Genomic DNA, 20,243 nt, shown 5'->3' on the forward strand with positions numbered 1-20,243 from the left:
GCGAAAATAGTCCAACCCCCAGCTCCTGGGCAAAAGGAAAGTTGTCAATCAAGCAGATGAATTCTGCTGATGGGTATTGTGACACCGGTTTTCAGAATTACCTGATCTTCGGTGAGCCCCCAAATGGTGGTGTGTACTTTTAATTTGGCCCGTTCGTCTTCGAAATAGATATTGAATTTTACTTTTTCACCGTTTCCCAGGCGCAAGGCACGTTCTAACTCAATTTTGCGGAATTTTTTTTCAAGCTCATCGCTCAGCACATCGTTTTTTGGGAATTTAAGATTTTTAATCACCTCTTTTTCAATGGGTTGAAAATTATTTTTCATGGCTTTTCGATTTTACATTACTAAAAAATCCCAAATGTCATCTTATAGTGTGACAAAAGTCAAATTTTGTTCCAAACAATAAAAAAAGCCGCAATTTTTGCGGCTTTTGAAAGAATTTCAATGTAAGCTAAACCAATATTTAGGATTGAATTTTAGATACATTGACAGCTTGCGGACCTCTTCGGCTGGATTCGACCTCGTACTGTACGCGGTCGTCTTGAGCGATTTTTTCATTGAGTCCTGTTGCGTGGACAAAAACTTCACCCGATTGGTCATCGGAAACAATGAAACCGTATCCTTTGGCTTCGTTGTAGAATTTAACTTTACCAGTTTTCATAAAATAAAAAGTATTCGAAATCAGCTGACAAATTACGGTTAAAAATGCATAGCCCCGACGTAACCGAAAAATTATTTTATAACCATAATTTATATTATGTTAACTAATAAATAGCATTTATGATGCATTTTTGATAACATAGCCAAATATGAACATAAACTTGAACAATTAGGATGTATCATTTGATTTGATTGCGTTTGTATTTAAAACGAGTATTTGTATTTGGATTGGTTTCGACTAAGTATATCTAAGAATAAGTAAAACATTGGCCCTCTACTTACATCAATTTCCCTATTGTTTGACCTTGTATTCAACTGATATATATATCCTAATTCAATCCGAGTCCAATCCCAAAATCTGTATCCTAATCCGACAAAATTTCTTGTCTGTGAGAAATAATTTGTTCCATAATCTTTACCAAATTCAATATGAACTTCATGATAGTTTGAAATGTACAATGTGTTGTTTTTGTAAAAATAATTAGTGTTCAGAGGGGTTCTTAGTCGTATTCGATATCTAAATCTGTAATTATGTCTAGGACCCTTTGGATCGTCTATCCCTCTCCATCTAGATTCAAATCGTAAGCGATGTGTGAAATTAAACCTGCCATAAAAGGCATAATTATTAATTTGTAATGTAGTTCTTAGCTCTCTTTCAAAAGGTCTGTCTAAATCACTTTCTAATGGAAACCTAGGTGCTGAATTAAATATACCAATTGGGTTAAAACTTACTCTTGTCAATTTTGTGAACTGATAAGCAATCCAAGGCCTAACACTGTATTGCAACGGTAAAGACCAAAAATCTCTTTTACCAAGTTCGCTTTGCCTCCTATAGACAACATCTAATTCCCAAGCCCATTTAGTCGAATCATTAAAAAAATCAGATACATAGTATTTAGTGTACAAAATGCGATTGTCTAAAAAATCAACATCTTGAGCTGATGACAAAATTGGTATTAAAAACAAGATGTATTTAATTAAATATTTGTTCATAATTCTAACAACCTTTCAATCCTGTTAGGGACTCTTTCTCGCCTTAAAGCTCTGTTTAATTTTTGCACAATATCTAATTCCATATTTTTTACTAAAAATTCAACTCGATTATTTAATAGAATTATTTTATTGAGTTCATTATATATTTGTTCGCAAGTTTTTGCATTGAGTAATTGATTTGCATAATGATTGAGTAAAATATTTGAAGCATTTTGTACCCCTTCTAATATTTTGGTTTGCAGTTTTCGAAAATCGAAAGGATTGTCTCGGTAAACGGTAAATAGGCTGTCATTCCAGTACTTATGCATATTATCTATTCTATCTAAGTATGTTTTATTTGAATCAAGAAATGCGTAATAACAAATTAATGTATTGCCTAATTCAATCATTTTCTCTTGTGAGAGAGAATTATTGATATACTTTTTTTTAATACCGCTTAAAATTCGTTTATGTAAACTATGATAGACTTTAATTGAAAATGAAACTTTTGAATTATCAATATCTTCAAAATTAGATGCTTCAGAATATTTTTCATTTATACTTGATTGCAATGAGGATAAAACTCTATCTAAACTGTCAATTATTTCTTGATTCTCGTATATTTTAAGCGATTTGGATAAGTTTGACATGGTAGAATTTGCCTTTTCTTGTAATGCCTGTAAATAGTTTGATATTTGATAAATTATATTGTCAAAAGAAGTAATTCTGTGATTAAAGTTAAATGGTAAACTTATAGTGTCACCTTTTAAGAAATATTTAATGGTATCAAATTCAGCCAAACCTGGTATTCCATTGTAATAAAATTGATTTCGCGAACGATAGTCAAAGAAGCCAGTAGTGATTTTTTCAAATACTTTTTGTAATGTATCAGATTTACTTTTTACGTGTTTTAAAACTTGATACTGTTTAAATAAAGTATCAGAACTTTCTGCGCGAAAAACTACATTTGGACTATTCATAATTTCATTTATACTGTCATTTAAAATATTGTTTTCTTTTGAAAGATGAGCGACTAATGAATCTTCCTCATTATTGTACATATATTTAAATCTTCTGATAAATTTAAAATACTTTTTTTCGTATTTTCAGAGGTATTGTTATTATGAATTGAGTCAAATAAACACAAGTATTTTTGAAGAATTTTATTGCCATCAAATTGTTCAACAAATCTATTGTCGAAATTTTGATAATCAATATTAAATTCCAAGCCAAAAAACTTATCTGATATTTTAAAATATAAGTTGTCTTCTTGTTTTTTTATTTGTGAAAGCTTCTTTATTATGTCTTCGTAAATTAGTTTGACGAGCAATTCATTGGTTGATGCATTTCTCTTTTCAATTTCTAATAAAAATCCATCCTGATATTTTCTTGTTTCAATTATTGAGTCATTCTTAATGTAGTACTTCAAAAGTACAGTTCCATCTAAAAATCCTTGTTTATTAGTTTTACCTTTAATTTTAATTTTATCGATAGAAATTTCAAATGCTCCAATTATTGTATCGTTTACAAAATTAATTTGCGCGTGAGCTTTTGGATTTCCTAGTTGTCCGTTTGTGATATATCTTTTTGTATAATTTGAATTACCATTAAAGTTTCCTTTTGAGTAGGTTATTTTAAATTCATCCTCAACTCCGTTCAAATTGTGTTGCAAAGTGACATTCCATGATCGTTTTAATTTTAAATTTTCTAATGAATACGAATTGTATTTATATCTCCATATTCCGTTTTTTTTAATTTTGTAAATACGAACCGTTTATTGAAAGTTCTTTTATAGTAAATTTACCATTTTTTATTGATGTAATCAGGTCAGAAAAGAATAAATAATTACCGTGTTTTATCTGAATGGTATCTTTTGTGATTATATTGTATTTTTCTGTCCCTGAATAATTGCCGAACGATTTAAAATTACTTACTATAGTTTGAGCGTGAATTGAAGAAATGGTAAAGATTATTAAAATGATTTCATAATATTTTCTACAATTCATGCTTTCTTTTATTTGTTCTTCTAAATAAAAAATATCCTATTTCAATATTAAAAGAGTTCATCATTCCTTGATCCTTATAATCAAATTTAACAAATCCTGAAAATGACCGAATCCTGAATAGTATATTTTTATATTCAGTACTTAAGCCAAAATGCCAACCAAAATCAATTGAATGAAAATCACTTTTTTGATACAAAAAGATATTAGAATTTTGATTTAATAATGTACAATAATCTCCCAAGATATACGAGTTTAATCTAATTGCAGTCACTGCCCCAAAAAAGATTCGAAAGTCAAGGTTCTTAAGATAGGTAATTCAAAAGCAGTTGTTATAGGTATGGTAAAGATTGTTTATTTCTATACGTGGTTTTTCCTTCCAGTAGGAAAAGTTTCTCTGACTGGTTATAATGCCAGTGCTTAAGAAAACTTTTCCTTATAATGGAAAATATTGTTCCACTCCAATTGAAAAACCTGATTTGTAGGATAATTTTCTAAAATTATTACTGTAGTATATTCCTGATGTGTTAAGACCTCCAATGAGATATGTGTCGGAAAGTATGAATGACAATCTTGATTTTTTAAGTGAAGCAAAGGTCAGAGTGTCCTTCGTTATGTCTTGTGCTTTTGTATAGTAAAGTGTAAGGATTAAAATGGGTAGGAATAGAACTCTTTTTCGTTTGTTTTTATTCATTGCTGCAAATATAATGGCCATTAAGACTTATCAAATAAAGTGCTCTGTTTTTGGATTTGCATATTGATAAACTTTAATAATATTATTAATTTACAATAAAAGCTATGACAACAGTACATTTTTGTTTAAATTCAATTATCTAATTAAATCTAAGGTTAGCTAAAAAATAAACAACTAAATAAATCGTAACGGTAAGTTACATTGCGATATTCCTTAAACTTATCCTAATTGTCGAATTTTTTACTCTTGTAATTTTTTGAAATTATTTGGATTGGCGGACATTTTACGCTTCCGTAACTACAATACACACAACAGTCCCCTTGTTTGGGCTTTATTAATTTCTTGCAGTTTTCACATTGGTACACATATTGGCAGGCGTCTGTGGGCATTGTTTCTTCTTTTACATAGCCACAGTCGGGACAAGTGATAGTGGATCGTAGGATGACGTTCATAGAATTTCTCTTTGGTCCGTAACTGTATAGCCGGCTTTTTCGATGGCTTTTTGTATTTCATTGATTTCGGTCCGGGATGGGTCGAACTCAATGATGGCGTTTCCTTTTCTGTATGAAGTAGTGGTATGAAGTATACCAGGTAAGGTACTTAATTGGTGGTTTATATGCTCTTCGCAACCGGAGCAGGTCATTCCTCTTATGGAACATTGAACTTTCTGGATTTTTGACGGATGGGTGATGGCGATGTTGCCCTCTGTTTTGGGTATGAAAAGGTGTGCGTAGGTTGGGAATGTAAGCATCAGGATGGCTAATGTGGTATTGATGCTCAGAAATATCACTGAATGCTGGAAGGGTGTACTTCTTGATTTGCCGGTGGGAAAGTCGGTTGAGTCGCAGGAGCAGTTTGTTTGTCTTTTGGGTTTTAGTGTTTGATACCAGGCGAGAGCAAGTACCAAAATTGTGAAACCGACCATATAGGGTCGCAATGGGTCTATCCAGGCAAAAGTCGAGGCTAGTCCTCCAATTCCCGCCAATAAGGCCAAAATGGGCGTAATACAGCAAAGTGAAGTGGTGAGAGCTATCAATAGTCCGAGTGCGCCGAGTTTGTGTGCTGTTTTCATTTTTGAGATTTTTCTGTGGCTTGAAGTTGATTTTCCGGCTGCTGTGTACTGACTGCCGGAGGTATGTATTTCGGGCTATCGACCATTCAACGTGTGTATCGAAAAATTGTAGTTCAAAAGTAGTGCTTTTCTGCGATGTGCTGAAGGATAGTGTAGTGTTTTTTAGGGTTTTGGGGGGATGCGTGAGGGATGCGGAGGGCGCCCGCAAGGGCGGTGCGAAGCACGGGAGCGAAGCGTACCCCGGAGCAGCCCGACCCCGAGCGGTAAAGCCGCCGAAGGTGGCTGGCGCGCGGGGGCACGCCCAAATAAACATTAAAGTATGGGTAAACGGGGATTTTGGGGATTATTGCCATTCGGGTTTGAAGTCTTTGAGGAAGTCTTCCCAGGTTTTGGTTTTGTAGGCGTTGGTTCCGAAGTATTTGAGGATGGGTTCGATGTTTTGGGGGGTGAGATAGCCCTGGATGGGTTGTGTGAGGTGTTTGAAGTTGGGGTCGAGGTAGGCGGTGGTGGGGTATGCCAGGCCTCCGTTGACGGCAAAATAACCGGCGAAGGGATGGGTAGCGTTGCGGCTGTGAGCGCGGGTGGGGTCATAATTTTGGTTCATGTAGAGCTGGCCCTGAAAGTAGATGGTGTCGTTGCCTTCGGCGTTGAATTTGACGGGGTAGAAGTTTTTGTTGATGTATTCGGCTACGCGTGGGTCGTTGAAGGTATTGGCATCGAGCATTTTACAGGGGCCGCACCAGTTGGTGTACACATCTACGAAGATGGGTTTTTGTTGTTTTTTCTGGAGTTTTTCGATATCGGAAAATTTGAACCACTGTACTTTGGATTGGGCCTGTGCCAGGAGGGTAAAGGAAAGGGAGATCAGAAGCGGTAAAATGTGTTTTGCGCTTTTCATAGGTGAATATTTGTGGTAAAATTGTACAAAAAATCGTTCCACAAATTAAGTTTTGAATTTTGAATGAGGAGCTGTACCGGGAAAATCTTTTTGGTTTGGTTGTTTATTGTGAATTATGTGTTTTCGCAAAATGTGGAAATCAGGTCGTTTGAGGTGTATTTTATATACAATTCGGACAAGTTGACCAGGGAGGCGAGAAATCAGATTGACGAGTGGCTGTTTGGCAAGGACAGGATGCGGCTGGTGGGTGTGGAGCTGGGGGGGCATTGCGACTCGATGGGAACGGATGCGTACAACATGGACCTTTCGCGACGCAGGGCTGAAAATGTTCGGCTGTATTTGATCAGCAAGGGACTGGAGCTGAAAGATATAACGCTGAACTACTACGGGCGTACCCGTCCAAAATACAGCAATGAGACCGAAGAGGGCAAGGCTAAAAACCGCAGGTGTGAATTGATTGCGGAGTTTGTGGTGGCAGAACCTGGGCATTCGGAGGAGAGAATCGCTGACCTGGAGCTGAAGGCAGGAGAGCGATATGTGCTGCCAAATTTGCACTTTATCGCCAATCAAGTGGTGCCGCATTGGTACTCGCTTAAGGTCATGAACGAGCTTTTGCTGGTGCTGCTGCAAAGGCGGGGGCTGAAAGTGGAAATTCAAGGTCATGTGTGCTGCAACAATGACCACAGGCTGTCGGAGGATCGGGCGAGATTTATCACCAACTTTTTGATCAGCCATGGAGTAGACCCCGGAAGGCTTCAATACAAAGGGTTTGGCAACAGGCGTCCGGCTGAAAAAGAGACCAACGAAGAGACGCGAATGAAAAACCGGCGTATTGAGGCTTTTGTGCTCTTTGATACCGGTGAGCGCATAGAGGTAAAGGGTTTTACGCCGGTAAACTCATGGAGATTTGAGCTACCTGGTATCCGATTTTTTCCAGCTAAAAACAATATGCCGCCGGCATCGAGGTTTAATTTGAAGCTGATTGCCAGCGATATAGAAAACAGTTTTGGATATCGATATACTTTTTACATAAAAGCTGACAACGAAAGGCTGATGAAACAGCGCATTGCTTTTGTAGAAAGGGAGCTGGCGGGTGAGATTCGGTCGGGCGATAAGTACAAAGTGGTGGCATGGGAGGACATACCGGCTAACAAATACCATATATTGCCGGATATGTATGTGTTGATTGAAAAAAAGTGATCAATGTGGGCAGAGGCAGGTAGGAACTTATCGCCAGCAGACGATATTGCCATTGATGCAAATGCAGCTGTCGACGCTGGTGACGCGTACAAAGCGTTTGTTGCACATGACGGGGTCTGAAAAAAGCCGGATTTGCGTGCCCTGATCGAAGTCAAAGATGATTTCCTGACCGGTATTGATGTTGCTGGGTACTACGGTGCGGGATGAGGTAAAGAGGCCTACACCGTTTTCAACATTGGTGAAGAGCGGTCTTTCCTGCACTATACCTCCGGTGGGTGCATTGACCCGGACGAATTGCGCCATGGTTTCGTGACCGGCTACCAAACGCATGCGCATGCGTCTAAAGAAACGATACACGGTGGGGTCGCTGTCGAAATTGGCTGCCAGGAATGCAAAATATTGGTCGGTGGAGAAGGTGTAATTGAGCTGTTGGGGAAAATTGATGGGTTCGTGATTGAAGGTATAGGTGATGACTTTGGTGACGGTGTCTAAGGGGTTGTTGACTTTTTGCTCGAGATAGAAGAGGTCGAGCTCCCAGGTAAAAATGGTAGCGCGCTCAGGCCTGGTCCAGGCGAAATCGGTGGAACGGCCGGATAGGTTCAGCTGTTGAGTGACAGGCCTCACAATTCTGTAGGTGCCGACCAGGTCTGTGATGGCAGTAGCGTCGGGCTGGCCGGGCCGGGATACGATGATTTTGTATTGTGCATTGTTTTGAAGCTGAGCGGTGAAATAATATAACCTGAAGCCGTCGGTGGTGAAGATTCCTTCGTTTAGTTTAGGTGGGTTTGGGTGTATTTGCAAGGGGAAGGAACGGGTTTTTTGTCCGTTGATGTATTCTTCTACTTCGGCCTGTAAATCGGAATAGTAGATCGAGTCCGGTACGGAGGCCATTTCTGCTACTGGCTTATCGCCCAGAAAGGCTTTGTGAATGCGAACGAAATGGGTGTCTTTTGAGGGGTCAAGTACGCTGTAGATGATGGGTATGTCTTTCCACGGTGCGTTGACTTTGAGTTCGTTGCTGCAGGATACCAGTAGTAAACCGGAAAAAAGTTTAATTATTCTGGAGAATTTCACTTTCATTCGAAATTAGCAACTGATTTGAAAACGATTTTTTCGGTATTTCGTTTCTTTGATATTCAAAGGTATGTGCAAAAAGTAGCACCTGGTGCACATGGCTTTTTGAAATTAACAGATTGTAAAGAAATGACATCTACTTATCTTATAAGGTTTTTGGTTTCGCTGATTTTTTTAGTTGCAATAGATTACTATGCCTGGCAGGCATTCAAGACTGGTTTTCAAAGCACCTGGCCGAGGACTTTGTATTGGGTGACTACGGGTGGTTTTTATCTGGCTGTGTTTTCTTTGGTTCTGTATGTTGGGCAACAGCCGGGCAGGTACTATCCGGCCTTTTGGATTTTTGGTGCCATGATATTGCTGTATGTGCCAAAGATGCTGATCGCGGCAGTGCTGATGATTGAAGATGTAGGGCGGCTGTTGAGTTGGATGAGCAATGCTGTGCTGAATTCGCAGTTTGACACCACGAGAAGGGTATTTGTCAGCCGCATGGCGGTGGCTCTGGCTGCATTGCCATTTTTTTCGGTGTTTCACGGGATGGTCAAGGGCAAGTATCTCTTTAAACTGCATAAAGTACGCCTGGCTTTTCCCGACCTTCCTAGGGCGTTTGAGGGTTTCAGAATCGTTCAGATATCGGACTTGCATATAGGAAGTTTCAGAAGTCAGGAGCCCCTGGAAGAGGCTGTAGATTTAATCAATGCACAAAAGCCAGACCTGGTGCTTTGTACAGGCGATTGGGTAAACAACATAGCCGATGAAACTGCGCCATTTACAGAGGTGCTGTCTGGCATACAAGCCCGGTATGGAAAGTATTCGGTGCTCGGCAATCACGACTATGGAGACTATGTACCCTGGAATTCTGTGACCGAAAAAGCCGAGAACCTAAAAAAACTGATTGCTTACCAGGAGGAAGCCGGATTTAGCAATCTTCGCAACAAAGGTGTTCGAATCCAGCGGGATTCGGATACCATCTATCTGGCAGGGGTTGAAAATTTTGGAGCTCCCCCCTTCCCTCAGCATGGCCGCATATCGGAAGCACTAAAAGAAGCCAACAACACCGATTTCATCGTATTGATGAGTCATGATCCTACTCATTTTGACCTGGAAATCAAACATTTCGACAAAAAAATTCACCTTACCTTAAGCGGCCACACTCACGGTATGCAATTTGGGATTGAGATTCCCGGCTGGGTCAAATGGAGTCCGGTAAAATGGAAATATTCCAAATGGGCGGGAATCTATAGAGAAAATGACCGGTATTTGTATGTAAACCGCGGATTAGGATTTATCGGTTTTCCTGGCAGAGTGGGGATTTGGCCGGAAGTAACGCTGATCGAGCTCTACAGGTCCAAAAACGGGCAAGTATGATGGTCAATCGGACAAAAGGTTATCGAGCCAATTTTTCATAGCGGCTTCATATTCCCTGAAAAGACTGGTTCCCGGACCATAAAATCCGGTGTAGGTTTTAATGATTTGACCTTTGGAGTCAATGGCTATCAGTGTAGGATAGGCCAGGATTTTTTCAATTTGAGGAAAGACTTTTGCGGCCGCCTGCCGGCGCACGCTACCTCCGTACAAGATGGGAAAATCCAGTTTGAGTTGTTCTTTCATTCGCCTGAGCAAGGGTATGGCTATGTTCATTTGGTCGGTGTATTCGAAATAAACTCCGATGACGTGGAGTCCCCTACTCCGGTATTCGTTGTAAATTTGGTTGAGAAATCGTGCCTCGTCCATGCAATTCGGACACCAGGACCCTCCGATGGTGATAAGGGTGACTTTGTGAGATTGTTGATCGCCGATGAATTCCACGTTTCTGCCGTCGGTATCGGGCAGTGTGAATCGAACTGTGGTCTCTTCCTTAGCTATTTTGGTAAGGCTTTCAGGGTCTGGCAGTTGAGCGTTGTCGTCTCGTATACCAGAAAATTCTCTGGGCGGACCACCTGGCGAATATTGTATTCCATACAGGGAATCACCCATGAGCTGAGCTGCGAATACATAGGCAAATTTTCCGTCGAAAGTAGAAAGTATGACACTATCGCCATTAGCACTGCCTTGTAAAAAGCGATAGTCTCCGGCAGTAGTGAGCACGGAGCCTTTCACTTGCCCGGAGGAGTGAGGGAAGAATTCAAGAATTGCCGGGCGCTCGTTATTTGTTCCTCTGTTGAAGTAAATGAGGTATCGAGCCTGTTGTTGCCGTGAATCAGGTAGTGGATATCGGATTTGATTTTTTGACTTTGGCCGGAGGGTCAAAGTGTGAGATTCCTTTTTGTCCTGATCGGTCCAATGTCCGGTCCAGTGTTTATTTTCTTTTTTGAGTCGAATGTAGGTGTTGAAAACAGGAAATTCGAAGAGATATTCATTTTTTATAATCTTCTGTCCTGTCAATACAATGGTGTCCGTAGCATTGATGATGCTAAGGGCAACCCGATTGGTATTTTCCTCGATAATGGCGTCAAATCGGATGGGTACAGGGTGAAGTTTGGCTGTTATTTCGCTGATATGCGCATTTTGAGAAAATGATAAGTTCCCTAAAAGTAGCAAATAAGATATATGTAAGTGTTTCATTGAGTTAGTTTTATGAGATATACCTGACTTAAGGTTTTCGATCGCGTGGAGGGATTTAAAAATTCAGCATTGAGCAAGGTAATGTGAAATGCAGGTCGCTGGTAGAGCATTTCATAAGCAATTCCTTGACGTTCCAGACTTTTTAATTGTTCATCCGAACAAATCCAATACTTTGACTGGACAGGACTAATGTCCTCTGCCTGGCAGAAGATGTGTCTGCTGTAGAACTCCAGCGCGTGAATTGATCTCGGATAGGAAATGCACACTTCGGAAGGCGAAATGTTCAATTCCTGAATTTTCTCAGCCAAAAAATATCCTGGCTGATATTCAAAGAGTTCGGGGTAAAACCTGAAGTTCAGAACTCCGTTAAACATCACGCCGGTAAAAGCTCCGGCTGCCAGGATGGCACGGGTATAGGGCAGTTTGAGCAATGATATTATAATGGCCGAGATACCCGTAAACCAAAGGATGACGGAAGAATATTCTTTTTCCGGGAAGACTACTGCCATGAGGTACAATGCCAGGATTCCTGAGAAAAAAGCGACCAAATATTGCTGCAGTACAATCAGGTTTTTGACCCAGCCACTGAGTTTCGGCAGTCTCATCACCATGTAATAAGCGGTAAAAATGGCTGCGAAAGGATACGCAATGAAGAGATAATGAGGGAGTTTAAATCTGGAAGCAGAAAATGCTAAAAATGCGACCAAAAAAGTGATGGAAGATACCCATTCTTTGTATCTTTTGTCTTGAAAGAAGTTGTTTTTTATTCTGGAAAATAGAGCAATACATGCCACTATACTCCAAGGTGCAAAGGACCAAAGGAAGTTGTGTACAAAAAAGAAGGCCGAACTTTTGTCTTGCCAATCGCTCTGGCCGGTAATCCTGCCAAAACTCTGAGTCCAAAAATAAAATTTAATACCGGATATACCTTTGTACACCTGCGGGCCGGAGCTGGTCATGAGTTCTATTTCTTTTTGGGGCTGAGCGTCGTATTGCATATACAGGCCATAAATCATCGGGGATAGTAGCAACAAGACCCACAGAACACCAGCTAACCACTTCCAGTGCAACAGTTTATACCAACAACCTCTGGAAATCAGATATGTTCCTACGGCAATAGCCGGAACAATCAAGCCAATCGGGCCTTTGCTCAGCATGGCAATTGCAATGGCTGTGAAACCGGCCAAAAAGTTCGAAACCCGTTTGGTCTTCAGATGATAGATGATTTGCCATGTGGCGAAAACGGCACTGCCTGCCAGTATAGTGTCGGTGCGCACATCGTGATTAAACAGAAACCAGGCCTGAGTGGTGCCCAGGATGAGGGCAGCGACTTTTCCTACCCAGATATTGTACAGCAACCGGCCCAGCCTGTAGGTGGCATAGACTCCAATAAGGCTAAAGACAAAGGAAAAAAACCTGAAGGCAAATTCATTGATGCCAAATAATCGATAGCTCAGTGCAGCAGTCCAAAACAAAAACGGTGGCTTGTCCAGATAATCCCTTTCCTGATGCCTTACCATCAGATATTCACCACTTTCGTACATTTCCCGACTTATGGAAGCATATTGTGCGCTGTCTACATCCATAATACCCAGGAAAAGTCCGCGTGCATAGACCACTGCTATCGACAGGTAGAAAAAAAGCCAGAGCGTATTTTCAAATTTCCACCTCTTCATTCTTGGTGTATTAAATACCCAGGGAGGTCATATATGCATTAATTTGTGTATTGACCGAATGCTCAGCCCGGGCTATATCGCTGAAAGAGTGTACTGGGATTTTTACACTGAAATAAAATTTGATTTTTGGCTCCGTGCCGCTTGGTCTGGCAGTAATCCGCGCGCCCGATTCAGTAAAATACTGGAGCACATTGGAGGCTGGCATTTGAATGGAAGAGGACTCACCTGCTATTAGATCTGAGGAAATCAGCGATTTATAATCCAGAATTTTAATTACTTTTTCACCGCCGAGTTCTTTTGGTGGGTTTTTTCTCAGGTTTTCCATCATGCGCTCAATTTCTTCCAGTCCTTCCTTGCCTTTTTTGGTAATTGAGATCAGCTTATCGCCGTAATAGCCAAATTTTAGCCAAAGGTCCGTAAGCAATTTGTAGAATGAAGAGCCTTGACTTTTGGCCCATGCCGCAGTCTCCGCTATCATTACTGCCGAGCTAATGGCATCTTTATCTCGAACAAAGTCGCCGACCAGATAGCCGTAGCTTTCTTCACATCCGACGATAAATTCTCTGGTGCCTTCATTTTTTCTGATCAGGTCGGCAATCCACTTAAACCCGGTAAGTACTTCCACACATTCTACATCGTAGGCATGTGCTAATTCATTGATTAGGTCGGTTGTAACTATTGATTTGGCGATAAAAGCGTTTTTTTTGAGTCGGCCTTCTTTTCTGAATTGTTCCAGAACGTACCAAATCAGAACTGCACCTGTCTGATTGCCATTGAGCAGGGTCCACTTCCCTTCCAGATTTTTTACCCCTATTCCCACTCTGTCAGCATCAGGGTCGGTCCCAATGACCAAGTCAGCATCTTCGTCCTCGGCAATTTTCAGAGCCATGCTCAAAGCCTCAGCCTCTTCGGGATTAGGGGATTTCACCGTAGGGAAGTTGCCATCGGGAGTAGCTTGTTGTTCCACGGTCAAAATCTGAGTGAAACCAGAAGACTTCAACGCATCTGGCAAAAGATAGACCGAAGTACCATGCAGGGGTGTGAACACTATTTTGAGATTTTCTTTGCCTACATTGGTAAGGCTAAGCTGCTTAATTGTCTGGATATAATGCTGGTCCAGCTCAGCTCCGATGAGTTGAATCAATTCCGGCTTGCTTTGAAAGCTGATTTGGTCAAAAGAAACTGCTCTGACCTCCTCGATCACTGCTTTGTCATAAGGGGGTACGAGCTGGCCTCCATCGCTCCAATATACTTTATATCCATTGTATTCAGGAGGATTGTGCGATGCGGTGATCACAATACCGGCTCTGCAATTCAATGCACGTATGGCAAAACTCAACCAAGGAGTAGGCCTGAAACTTTCTGCCAAAAAAACCTTAATACCATTGGCGCTGAGGACCTGAGCGGTTAATTCGGAAAGCATACGACTGCCATTTCGGGTATCATGCGCTATGGCTACAGAGGTGGTTTCAGGATCAAAGTGTTTTAAGAGATAATTGGCAAGGCCTTGAGTGGCTTGCCCTACTGTGTATTTGTTGATGCGGTTTGTGCCACAGCCCATTATGCCCCTCAGACCTCCGGTGCCAAAGTCAAGGTCCGTATAGAAGGCATCTGTGAGTTCCTTTCCGCCTTTATCGATTAATTGCCGGGCTTCGGTTCTTGTCTTTTCGTCAAAAGGGGGTAATGTCCACAGACGGGCCCGTTCGATAATGTTTGTTTCCATGAATGATCAGATTTATTCGATAATGGATAGTGTAGCATTTCCCGAAATATTGGATTTTATCGCAGGACTACCGATGTATTTCAGAGTGCTGGCACCGGATAGGGTTACATTCAGTCTTTCGATGGGGAATACTTCTCCTTTCGAGGCCCCGCTCACTGAGGTTTTTACATTTCTGGCCGGAAAGTTTTTTGCATCGCATTGCGAAGCTCCGGCAATATTCAGCATAAAATTTTCCGTGGCACCGCTGATTTTTAAAATGCTTGCACCACTTTGGTTGACGAAGATTTCATTCACCCTCATGTTGAGATCGGCCCGTGCGGCACCTGTCATGTCCAGTTGGACGGCATTGGTCTGCATCCTCTTTTGGGAAATCAACCGGGCAGCTCCGGCCAATTCTATTTTAGAAGGGGTGGATTGCAGATAGAGATGAACCACGGGTATACTGTCTGACATCCAGTTCCGATCTGCCTCGATGATCAGCCTTTTCTTTTTATGCTCAACGGACAAATGTGCAAGATAGGCACTATCTCCTTTGATTGTAAGATAGTTTTGATCGCTGTCTTTGAGCATTACTTTAAAATTCCCTGCTAATGTGATCGAGGATAAGTCACCGATGGCTTCCTTCCTCTCAATGACAACTCCGGAAGGTTTTACATCTCTGAGCGAACATTCTGAAAAAAAGATAATTGTGCATGAAACCAAAAGTACTTTTTGAAAGCGCATGAGCCTATCTAATTTTCAAGGCTAAATTATGAGAAATAGAATAAAAACAGCTGCATTCTGTAGCTTTATTGAAAAAAACAAATCCCGGCCACGCAGTTCATCGCCCCTAATACGATGCTGTGGGTTTATGGCCGTTTATTTAATTAATTTTATGACCGGGTATTTGTCAGGGTAAAAATTTCGATATTTGATTTTCAGTAATTAGAAGAAAAACGTGGTAATACTCAGGCGTCTACTCGTATTTATAGCATTATTTTTTTGTTTACTGCCCTTTGAGGCAAGTTCACAAAACAAAAAAGCCTTAAAAATGTACCAGCAAGCCAGAGCAAAGCTCTCAGCCAAAGATCTGGAAGGAGCTGTTGCACTACTGGAAAAGATTACCAGAAAATATCCTGATTTTCAGGATTCCTGGATTTTGTTGGGCGATTTTTACACGCGGGAAAAAAACTATTTGCAAGCCATAACGTACTTTCAGGGTGCTGTAAGGGCCGGTGCCGGCGACTTTATACACCTATCGCTGGCCGACTTGTATTTTCTTACCTACCAATATGCCCCGGCGCGGATGCATCTGGATCGATATTTAAACTATGCGAAAGCGAGTCCCCAGGGAATTCAAAAAGCCAATAGATTGCTGAAAAATCTTGAATTTGCAATGGAAGCAATAAAAGACACCCTTACGTTTTTACCTGAAAATCTTGGAAGTGCCCTCAATGATCAGCATCATCAGTACTTTCCTTCCCTCTCGGCTGACGGACGACTGCTGGTCTTTACGGAAAGAGAAATTGGCACCGATAAAAAAGATGAAGATTTCTACTATTCGGAAATCACTTCTGATGGACAGTTGACGCCTAAGAGAAAATTGCCCGGTAGCATCAACACTCCACTCAACGAAGGTGCACAAACCGTATCAGCCGATGGTAGGACCATCATTTACACGGGTTGCCACAGACCTGAAGGGTATGGTTCGTGCGACTTGTATGCCAGCTTTTTGTTACCCGATGGTTCATGGAGTGCTCCACAAAATTTAGGACCTGCCATCAACACTTCCCAGTGGGAGAGCCAGCCCTCACTGTCGCCAGACGGAAAAACCCTGTTTTTTGTCCGGGGAAAAAACGGTAGGGACGAATCAACGGACATATATTACTCCACGTTGGGTGAAAACAGACAATGGACGGAGGCAAAACCCCTCTCAGACGTTGTTAATACTCCGTATAGAGAAGCTACTCCATTCATGTACTTTGACAACAAAACTTTGTTTTTTGCCAGCGATGGCCATCCGGGATTTGGTGATATGGACTTTTTTTACACAGTAAGACAATCCGATAGCTCGTGGTCAAAGCCAGTGAACCTTGGTTTTCCACTTAATACTTCTGCAGAAGAATTCAGTCTGATCATCGGTCCAGACGGGTCGGTAGGTTATTTTGCAAGTGATAGTAGACCTGACGGGTTTGGAGGTTTTGATTTGTATCGTTTTGTCCTGGATGAAAAAATCAGGCAGGTTCCGGTGGCTTATGTAGCTGGCTTAACTGTGGATGCCAAATCAGGAGCCAAATTAGCCGGATGTAAGATTCGACTTATTGATTTATTTAATGGCAAAGAAATCTGGAACGGCAGCAGCAGACGCGACGGAAGCTTTTTCTGGGTATTACCTGGCAACAGAGAATATGCCATGTATGTAGAAAAACAAGGTTATCTCTTTCACTCCCAAAATTTTGAAGTAGCAGAACAAAAGCCTGAAGAAGCTCTTTTTGTGGAGGTAAAATTGCAACCTATAGAAGCAGGTAGTCAAATCGTATTACAAAACTTATTTTTTGATACGGATTCGTATCAGATTCAGCCAAAATCAGAGGCGGAATTGATAAAAATTCTTGAATTTCTCAAACAAAATCCGCAAGTCAAAGTCGAAATTGCCGGCCATACAGACAATCAAGGTTCTCCAGCGTACAACAAAGTTCTTTCACAAAACCGTGCAAAAACAGTAGTCAACTATCTCATCAGCAATGGAATAGATTCCAACAGATTGGTAGCCAGGGGATATGGCGATACAAAACCCGTTGCCGACAATCAAACCGAAGAAGGCAGACAGCGCAATCGCAGGACCGAACTCATCATACTATCCAATCAATAAATCACCATTTGCACAGACAAGGTGCAAAAAACCAATAGTCTAATCGGGAAGGATCCACTTGAATTCAACTTTTTGGACAATGTCCGGGTGCAGGCTTTTGGCTACCGGACAATTTAGGGCTACGCGCTCCAGGCGTGTTCTTTCTTCCTTTTTAAATCCTTCTGGCAGGTACAAAGTCACATGTATCTCAGACACCCGTCTGGGATGAGCTGCCATCACTTTTACAACTTCCGCATAGCTGTTTTGCAGCATTTTTTCATTATCCCCAGCAGCAATAGCCATAACGGTAAGCATACAGGTGGCCAGAGAAGTACTCAACAGGTCCGTAGGTGAAAAGGCTTCCCCCTTTCCACGATTATCGGGTGGAGCATCTGTTGTAATGTGTTGAGCACTTTTCAGATGGACAGCTTCACAGCGGAGTGTACCTCGATATATTACTTTTGAAATCAACATATTGCAAAGGGGATTAACAGAGATTTGGTGACAAATTTCAAAAATAGAGAACATCCAATAAATTAGATATGTAAATTTACCACTTGAAATCCCGAGAACATAAATTTACATATATGAATACAAACGAAGTAGTGGGTCGCATCAGAAAATTACAGATGTTAAAAGGCTTATCCAATAATGAATTTGCTGAATTACTGGGAATTAGTCCTGCAGCTCTTTCACATATTTACAATGGACGAAATGCACCATCGATGACCATATTGGAGGCTATTTTTCGAAAATTTCCAAATGTAAATTTCAACCACCTCATCAAAGGCGAGGGAAATTTACTGGAACCATTAAATGAAATGAAAGATAACAATACATTATTTTCCAATCAATTAACAGATAATTACAACACAGTAAATCGCATGGATGAGTCGGGCAAACATCCTAATTCTGACTCCAAAGAAGCTGTAAGCATACCTGCCAATAAGAACCTTGAAAGCTCCCAACGGGAATTAACAAATGAAAATATTTCTAATTTATTTACAATTGTAAAAGTAGCCTTGTTTACCTCCGATGGTAAAGTAATTTTCTATACCCCAACGCAGGATTTTAACCTTTGACAGGTTTTGGAATTTACCTTTGTCAGCCATTAAAGTAGATTGGAATGACAAAAAAAGATTGGATTTTTACGTTAGGTCTATTTGGTTTGGCATTTATTTCGAGGATTATTCCACACTACCCTAATTTCACAGCGGTCGGCGCCATCGCAGTAGCGGGCGCCATGGTGTATAAAAAATGGGAACCTGCATTTCTGGCCACTTTTCTATCCCTTTTTGTATCCGATTTGATCATCAACAATTTTTTAATGAAAGAATTTTTTGATGGATTTGTGTGGATTACACCCGGAGCTGCTTTTATTTATTTTCCATTTTTTCTCTCCATAATCCTGTCCAGGGTTCTTAGACAAAATCATTCACGTCTGGTCAACTGGTTAGCGGCTTCTGTGGGTTCAAGCCTTTTATTCTTTTTGATTTCAAACTATGGAGTCTGGCTCGGAAGTCAAATGTATCCTCAAAATTTTTCCGGTCTTTTGGCCTGTTACGTTGCCGCAATTCCATTTGCTATCAGTCAATTTTTTGGCACCTTGGTATATGGTGGTTTAATTTTATGGTCCTTCTCTGTAATTGAAAGAAGAATTCCCGATGCTGTATGAGCAGAAGTTTGAGCTTTTGGGAATGCGATGCAATATTTAAAAATGTCGATATTGCTATAGTAGGAGCTGGTATCACCGGGTTGCTCACCTCTATCAGGGCTTCTGAAGTATTTCCAAAAGCAAAAATTCTCGTGCTCGAAAGATCGCCAATCCCGTATGGGGCCAGTTCAAGAAATGCAGGATTTACCTGTTTCGGAAGTCCTACGGAAATACTTTCAGATATTGCCACGATGGGAAAAGACCGAGCCATTCATTTGGTAGCCGATAGATGGCACGGAATCAAAGAGCTGCTTCACATCATTAAACCCTACGATGTAGACTTTAAATTTCTGGGAGGATATGAGCTTTTTTTCAAAGGTGAAAAGAAAAAATATGAAGAAGTCTGCTCCAAAATCAGTGAATTAAACAACGACTTGAAAGAACTGGCCTCCGAAGTATTTTACATTGACGATGACCTGGAGGAATTATCGGGTATAAAAAACGCGATCGGAGCCATCTACACACCATATGAAGGTCAATTGCACTCGGGAAAGCTCATCTTAAAGCTCTTGCAGAAAGCTCATTCATTGGGTGTCATTGTGCTTCATGGAGTAGAAGTTTCCTCCATTGATAAGGTAGGAGAAAATTTCATCGTCCATTCATCGATTGGCAAATTTCAATCAAGAGCAACTATCGTGTGCACCAATGGTTTTGGCAAATCTCTACTTGAAAGTACAAATGTGGCGCCTAAAAGAGGACAAATTCTGGTAACTGCTCCCCTGCCTCAGCCTTTGGAATGGAAAGGTAACTTGCACTGGGATGAAGGATATTATTACGCCAGAAATATCGGAGATAGAAGAATTCTGATTGGAGGTGCCCGCAATACTGATTTTAATGAAGAATCTACGGATGAAATTGAAATAAGTGCCAAGATTCAGACCGCTTTGGAGGAAGCTTTAAAAAAGTTTTTTAAAATGCCTGCATCACATCCCGTAGAATTTCGCTGGGCAGGCATTATGGGTTTTGGGCCAAATAATGAAAAGGGGTACCTTTTAGGTAAAACTGACAATGGAACCTTATATGGAGTGCGATTATCTGGCATGGGAATCGCTCTGGCGCCTATCTTGTCCAAAAAGCTGGTGGAATTGATAAATATTTGATTTATAAATTTTTATGAGAATCATTTCAAGATCAATTTTAGCACTTACATCATCAAATTA

20 protein-coding genes are annotated in these 20,243 nt (G+C 40.9%); 6 read left to right on the forward strand and 14 right to left on the reverse strand.

Annotated elements, in window-relative coordinates; genetic code table 11:
- Positions 1 to 44: 44 nt before the first annotated feature.
- The 8 genes from DES35_RS04115 to DES35_RS04165 form a co-directional block, all read right to left on the reverse strand.
- Positions 45 to 326, reverse strand: coding sequence for a hypothetical protein (locus DES35_RS04115; protein WP_037356461.1), 282 nt, complete (start codon positions 324 to 326; stop codon positions 45 to 47).
- 139 nt (positions 327 to 465) lie between these two features.
- Complete coding sequence (locus DES35_RS04120; RefSeq protein ID WP_037356465.1) at positions 466 to 663, reverse strand: cold-shock protein; 198 nt, start codon at positions 661 to 663, stop codon at positions 466 to 468.
- A gap of 203 nt (positions 664 to 866) precedes the next feature.
- Positions 867 to 1,655 carry a DUF2490 domain-containing protein gene (locus tag DES35_RS04125; protein WP_114365863.1) on the reverse strand — a complete coding sequence of 263 codons (789 nt, stop codon included), beginning with the start codon at positions 1,653 to 1,655 and terminating at the stop codon, positions 867 to 869.
- Complete coding sequence (locus DES35_RS04130; RefSeq protein ID WP_114365864.1) at positions 1,652 to 2,695, reverse strand: hypothetical protein; 1,044 nt, start codon at positions 2,693 to 2,695, stop codon at positions 1,652 to 1,654. The genes DES35_RS04125 and DES35_RS04130 overlap by 4 nt, the downstream gene beginning before the upstream one ends.
- Positions 2,668 to 3,294 carry a hypothetical protein gene (locus DES35_RS04135; protein ID WP_114365865.1) on the reverse strand — a complete coding sequence of 209 codons (627 nt, stop codon included), beginning with the start codon at positions 3,292 to 3,294 and terminating at the stop codon, positions 2,668 to 2,670. Before DES35_RS04135 ends, DES35_RS04130 begins: the two co-directional genes overlap by 28 nt.
- A 1,261-nt stretch (positions 3,295 to 4,555) precedes the next feature.
- Entirely contained in the window at positions 4,556 to 4,783 is a 228-nt protein-coding gene (locus tag DES35_RS11665) for a GDCCVxC domain-containing (seleno)protein (protein ID WP_114365869.1), read from the reverse strand.
- A complete protein-coding gene (gene merTP / locus DES35_RS04160) occupies positions 4,780 to 5,403 on the reverse strand; it encodes a mercuric transport protein MerTP (protein ID WP_114365870.1) in 624 nt (207 codons plus the stop codon). The genes DES35_RS11665 and merTP overlap by 4 nt, the downstream gene beginning before the upstream one ends.
- A gap of 343 nt (positions 5,404 to 5,746) precedes the next feature.
- Positions 5,747 to 6,301: a thioredoxin family protein gene (locus tag DES35_RS04165; protein ID WP_114365871.1), complete on the reverse strand. Its 555-nt coding sequence runs from the start codon at positions 6,299 to 6,301 to the stop codon at positions 5,747 to 5,749.
- Positions 6,302 to 6,433: 132 nt separating this feature from the next.
- On the opposite strand from DES35_RS04165, the gene DES35_RS04170 reads away from it, so the two are divergent.
- A complete protein-coding gene (locus DES35_RS04170) occupies positions 6,434 to 7,501 on the forward strand; it encodes an OmpA family protein (RefSeq protein WP_211306532.1) in 1,068 nt (355 codons plus the stop codon).
- Positions 7,502 to 7,528: 27 nt separating this feature from the next.
- Here the strand turns inward: DES35_RS04170 and DES35_RS04175 are convergent, their stop codons facing one another.
- Entirely contained in the window at positions 7,529 to 8,581 is a 1,053-nt protein-coding gene (locus DES35_RS04175; RefSeq protein WP_114365873.1) for a DUF4249 family protein, read from the reverse strand.
- Between the two features lie 18 nt (positions 8,582 to 8,599).
- Here DES35_RS04175 and DES35_RS04180 point away from each other — a divergent pair, with 18 nt between their 5' ends.
- Positions 8,600 to 9,943 (forward strand): metallophosphoesterase, encoded by a 1,344-nt coding sequence (locus DES35_RS04180; RefSeq protein ID WP_125039339.1) that lies wholly within the window; start codon positions 8,600 to 8,602, stop codon positions 9,941 to 9,943.
- A 3-nt stretch (positions 9,944 to 9,946) separates the two neighbouring features.
- Here DES35_RS04180 and DES35_RS04185 read toward each other — a convergent pair whose 3' ends face one another.
- From DES35_RS04185 to DES35_RS04200, 4 genes are read right to left on the reverse strand one after another with little or no spacing between them, the layout of a single operon-like run.
- A complete protein-coding gene (locus tag DES35_RS04185; RefSeq protein ID WP_114365875.1) occupies positions 9,947 to 11,140 on the reverse strand; it encodes a peroxiredoxin family protein in 1,194 nt (397 codons plus the stop codon).
- Positions 11,137 to 12,816: an ArnT family glycosyltransferase gene (locus DES35_RS04190; RefSeq protein ID WP_037356492.1), complete on the reverse strand. Its 1,680-nt coding sequence runs from the start codon at positions 12,814 to 12,816 to the stop codon at positions 11,137 to 11,139. Before DES35_RS04190 ends, DES35_RS04185 begins: the two co-directional genes overlap by 4 nt.
- A gap of 10 nt (positions 12,817 to 12,826) precedes the next feature.
- The gene (locus DES35_RS04195) at positions 12,827 to 14,539 is read right to left on the reverse strand and encodes a phospho-sugar mutase (protein WP_114365876.1); all 1,713 of its coding nucleotides are present in this window, start codon (positions 14,537 to 14,539) and stop codon (positions 12,827 to 12,829) included.
- A 12-nt stretch (positions 14,540 to 14,551) separates the two neighbouring features.
- On the reverse strand, positions 14,552 to 15,262 hold the full coding sequence (locus DES35_RS04200; protein WP_114365877.1) for a head GIN domain-containing protein: 711 nt from the start codon (positions 15,260 to 15,262) through the stop codon (positions 14,552 to 14,554).
- Between the two features lie 307 nt (positions 15,263 to 15,569).
- Here DES35_RS04200 and DES35_RS04205 point away from each other — a divergent pair, with 307 nt between their 5' ends.
- The gene (locus DES35_RS04205; protein ID WP_125039338.1) at positions 15,570 to 17,390 is read left to right on the forward strand and encodes an OmpA family protein; all 1,821 of its coding nucleotides are present in this window, start codon (positions 15,570 to 15,572) and stop codon (positions 17,388 to 17,390) included.
- A 39-nt stretch (positions 17,391 to 17,429) separates the two neighbouring features.
- Here the strand turns inward: DES35_RS04205 and DES35_RS04210 are convergent, their stop codons facing one another.
- Positions 17,430 to 17,843 (reverse strand): OsmC family protein, encoded by a 414-nt coding sequence (locus DES35_RS04210; RefSeq protein ID WP_114365879.1) that lies wholly within the window; start codon positions 17,841 to 17,843, stop codon positions 17,430 to 17,432.
- Between the two features lie 113 nt (positions 17,844 to 17,956).
- On the opposite strand from DES35_RS04210, the gene DES35_RS04215 reads away from it, so the two are divergent.
- Genes DES35_RS04215 through DES35_RS04225 form a run of 3 tightly spaced genes read left to right on the forward strand, consistent with a single transcriptional unit; the run spans position 17,957 to position 20,183 of the window.
- Positions 17,957 to 18,451: a helix-turn-helix domain-containing protein gene (locus tag DES35_RS04215; protein WP_114365880.1), complete on the forward strand. Its 495-nt coding sequence runs from the start codon at positions 17,957 to 17,959 to the stop codon at positions 18,449 to 18,451.
- A gap of 44 nt (positions 18,452 to 18,495) precedes the next feature.
- Positions 18,496 to 19,044 (forward strand): DUF6580 family putative transport protein, encoded by a 549-nt coding sequence (locus tag DES35_RS04220; protein WP_114365881.1) that lies wholly within the window; start codon positions 18,496 to 18,498, stop codon positions 19,042 to 19,044.
- Positions 19,041 to 20,183: an NAD(P)/FAD-dependent oxidoreductase gene (locus DES35_RS04225; protein WP_114365882.1), complete on the forward strand. Its 1,143-nt coding sequence runs from the start codon at positions 19,041 to 19,043 to the stop codon at positions 20,181 to 20,183. Before DES35_RS04220 ends, DES35_RS04225 begins: the two co-directional genes overlap by 4 nt.
- Positions 20,184 to 20,243: the final 60 nt, after the last annotated feature.

Source organism: Schleiferia thermophila, assembly GCF_003337435.1.
Classification (GTDB): domain Bacteria; phylum Bacteroidota; class Bacteroidia; order Flavobacteriales; family Schleiferiaceae; genus Schleiferia; species Schleiferia thermophila.

Bases quoted from the DNA above. Each gene is read 5' to 3' on its own strand.
- DES35_RS04115 (WP_037356461.1), bottom strand. From the start codon at position 326: ATGAAAAATAATTTTCAACCCATTGAAAAAGAGGTGATTAAAAATCTT.
- DES35_RS04120 (WP_037356465.1), bottom strand. From the start codon at position 663: ATGAAAACTGGTAAAGTTAAATTCTACAACGAAGCCAAAGGATACGGT.
- DES35_RS04125 (WP_114365863.1), bottom strand. From the start codon at position 1,655: ATGAACAAATATTTAATTAAATACATCTTGTTTTTAATACCAATTTTG.
- DES35_RS04130 (WP_114365864.1), bottom strand. From the start codon at position 2,695: ATGTACAATAATGAGGAAGATTCATTAGTCGCTCATCTTTCAAAAGAA.
- DES35_RS11665 (WP_114365869.1), bottom strand. From the start codon at position 4,783: ATGAACGTCATCCTACGATCCACTATCACTTGTCCCGACTGTGGCTAT.
- merTP (WP_114365870.1), bottom strand. From the start codon at position 5,403: ATGAAAACAGCACACAAACTCGGCGCACTCGGACTATTGATAGCTCTC.
- DES35_RS04165 (WP_114365871.1), bottom strand. From the start codon at position 6,301: ATGAAAAGCGCAAAACACATTTTACCGCTTCTGATCTCCCTTTCCTTT.
- DES35_RS04175 (WP_114365873.1), bottom strand. From the start codon at position 8,581: ATGAAAGTGAAATTCTCCAGAATAATTAAACTTTTTTCCGGTTTACTA.
- DES35_RS04185 (WP_114365875.1), bottom strand. From the start codon at position 11,140: ATGAAACACTTACATATATCTTATTTGCTACTTTTAGGGAACTTATCA.
- DES35_RS04190 (WP_037356492.1), bottom strand. From the start codon at position 12,816: ATGAAGAGGTGGAAATTTGAAAATACGCTCTGGCTTTTTTTCTACCTG.
- DES35_RS04195 (WP_114365876.1), bottom strand. From the start codon at position 14,539: ATGGAAACAAACATTATCGAACGGGCCCGTCTGTGGACATTACCCCCT.
- DES35_RS04200 (WP_114365877.1), bottom strand. From the start codon at position 15,262: ATGCGCTTTCAAAAAGTACTTTTGGTTTCATGCACAATTATCTTTTTT.
- DES35_RS04205 (WP_125039338.1), top strand. From the start codon at position 15,570: ATGTACCAGCAAGCCAGAGCAAAGCTCTCAGCCAAAGATCTGGAAGGA.
- DES35_RS04210 (WP_114365879.1), bottom strand. From the start codon at position 17,843: ATGTTGATTTCAAAAGTAATATATCGAGGTACACTCCGCTGTGAAGCT.
- DES35_RS04215 (WP_114365880.1), top strand. From the start codon at position 17,957: ATGAATACAAACGAAGTAGTGGGTCGCATCAGAAAATTACAGATGTTA.
- DES35_RS04220 (WP_114365881.1), top strand. From the start codon at position 18,496: ATGACAAAAAAAGATTGGATTTTTACGTTAGGTCTATTTGGTTTGGCA.
- DES35_RS04225 (WP_114365882.1), top strand. From the start codon at position 19,041: ATGAGCAGAAGTTTGAGCTTTTGGGAATGCGATGCAATATTTAAAAAT.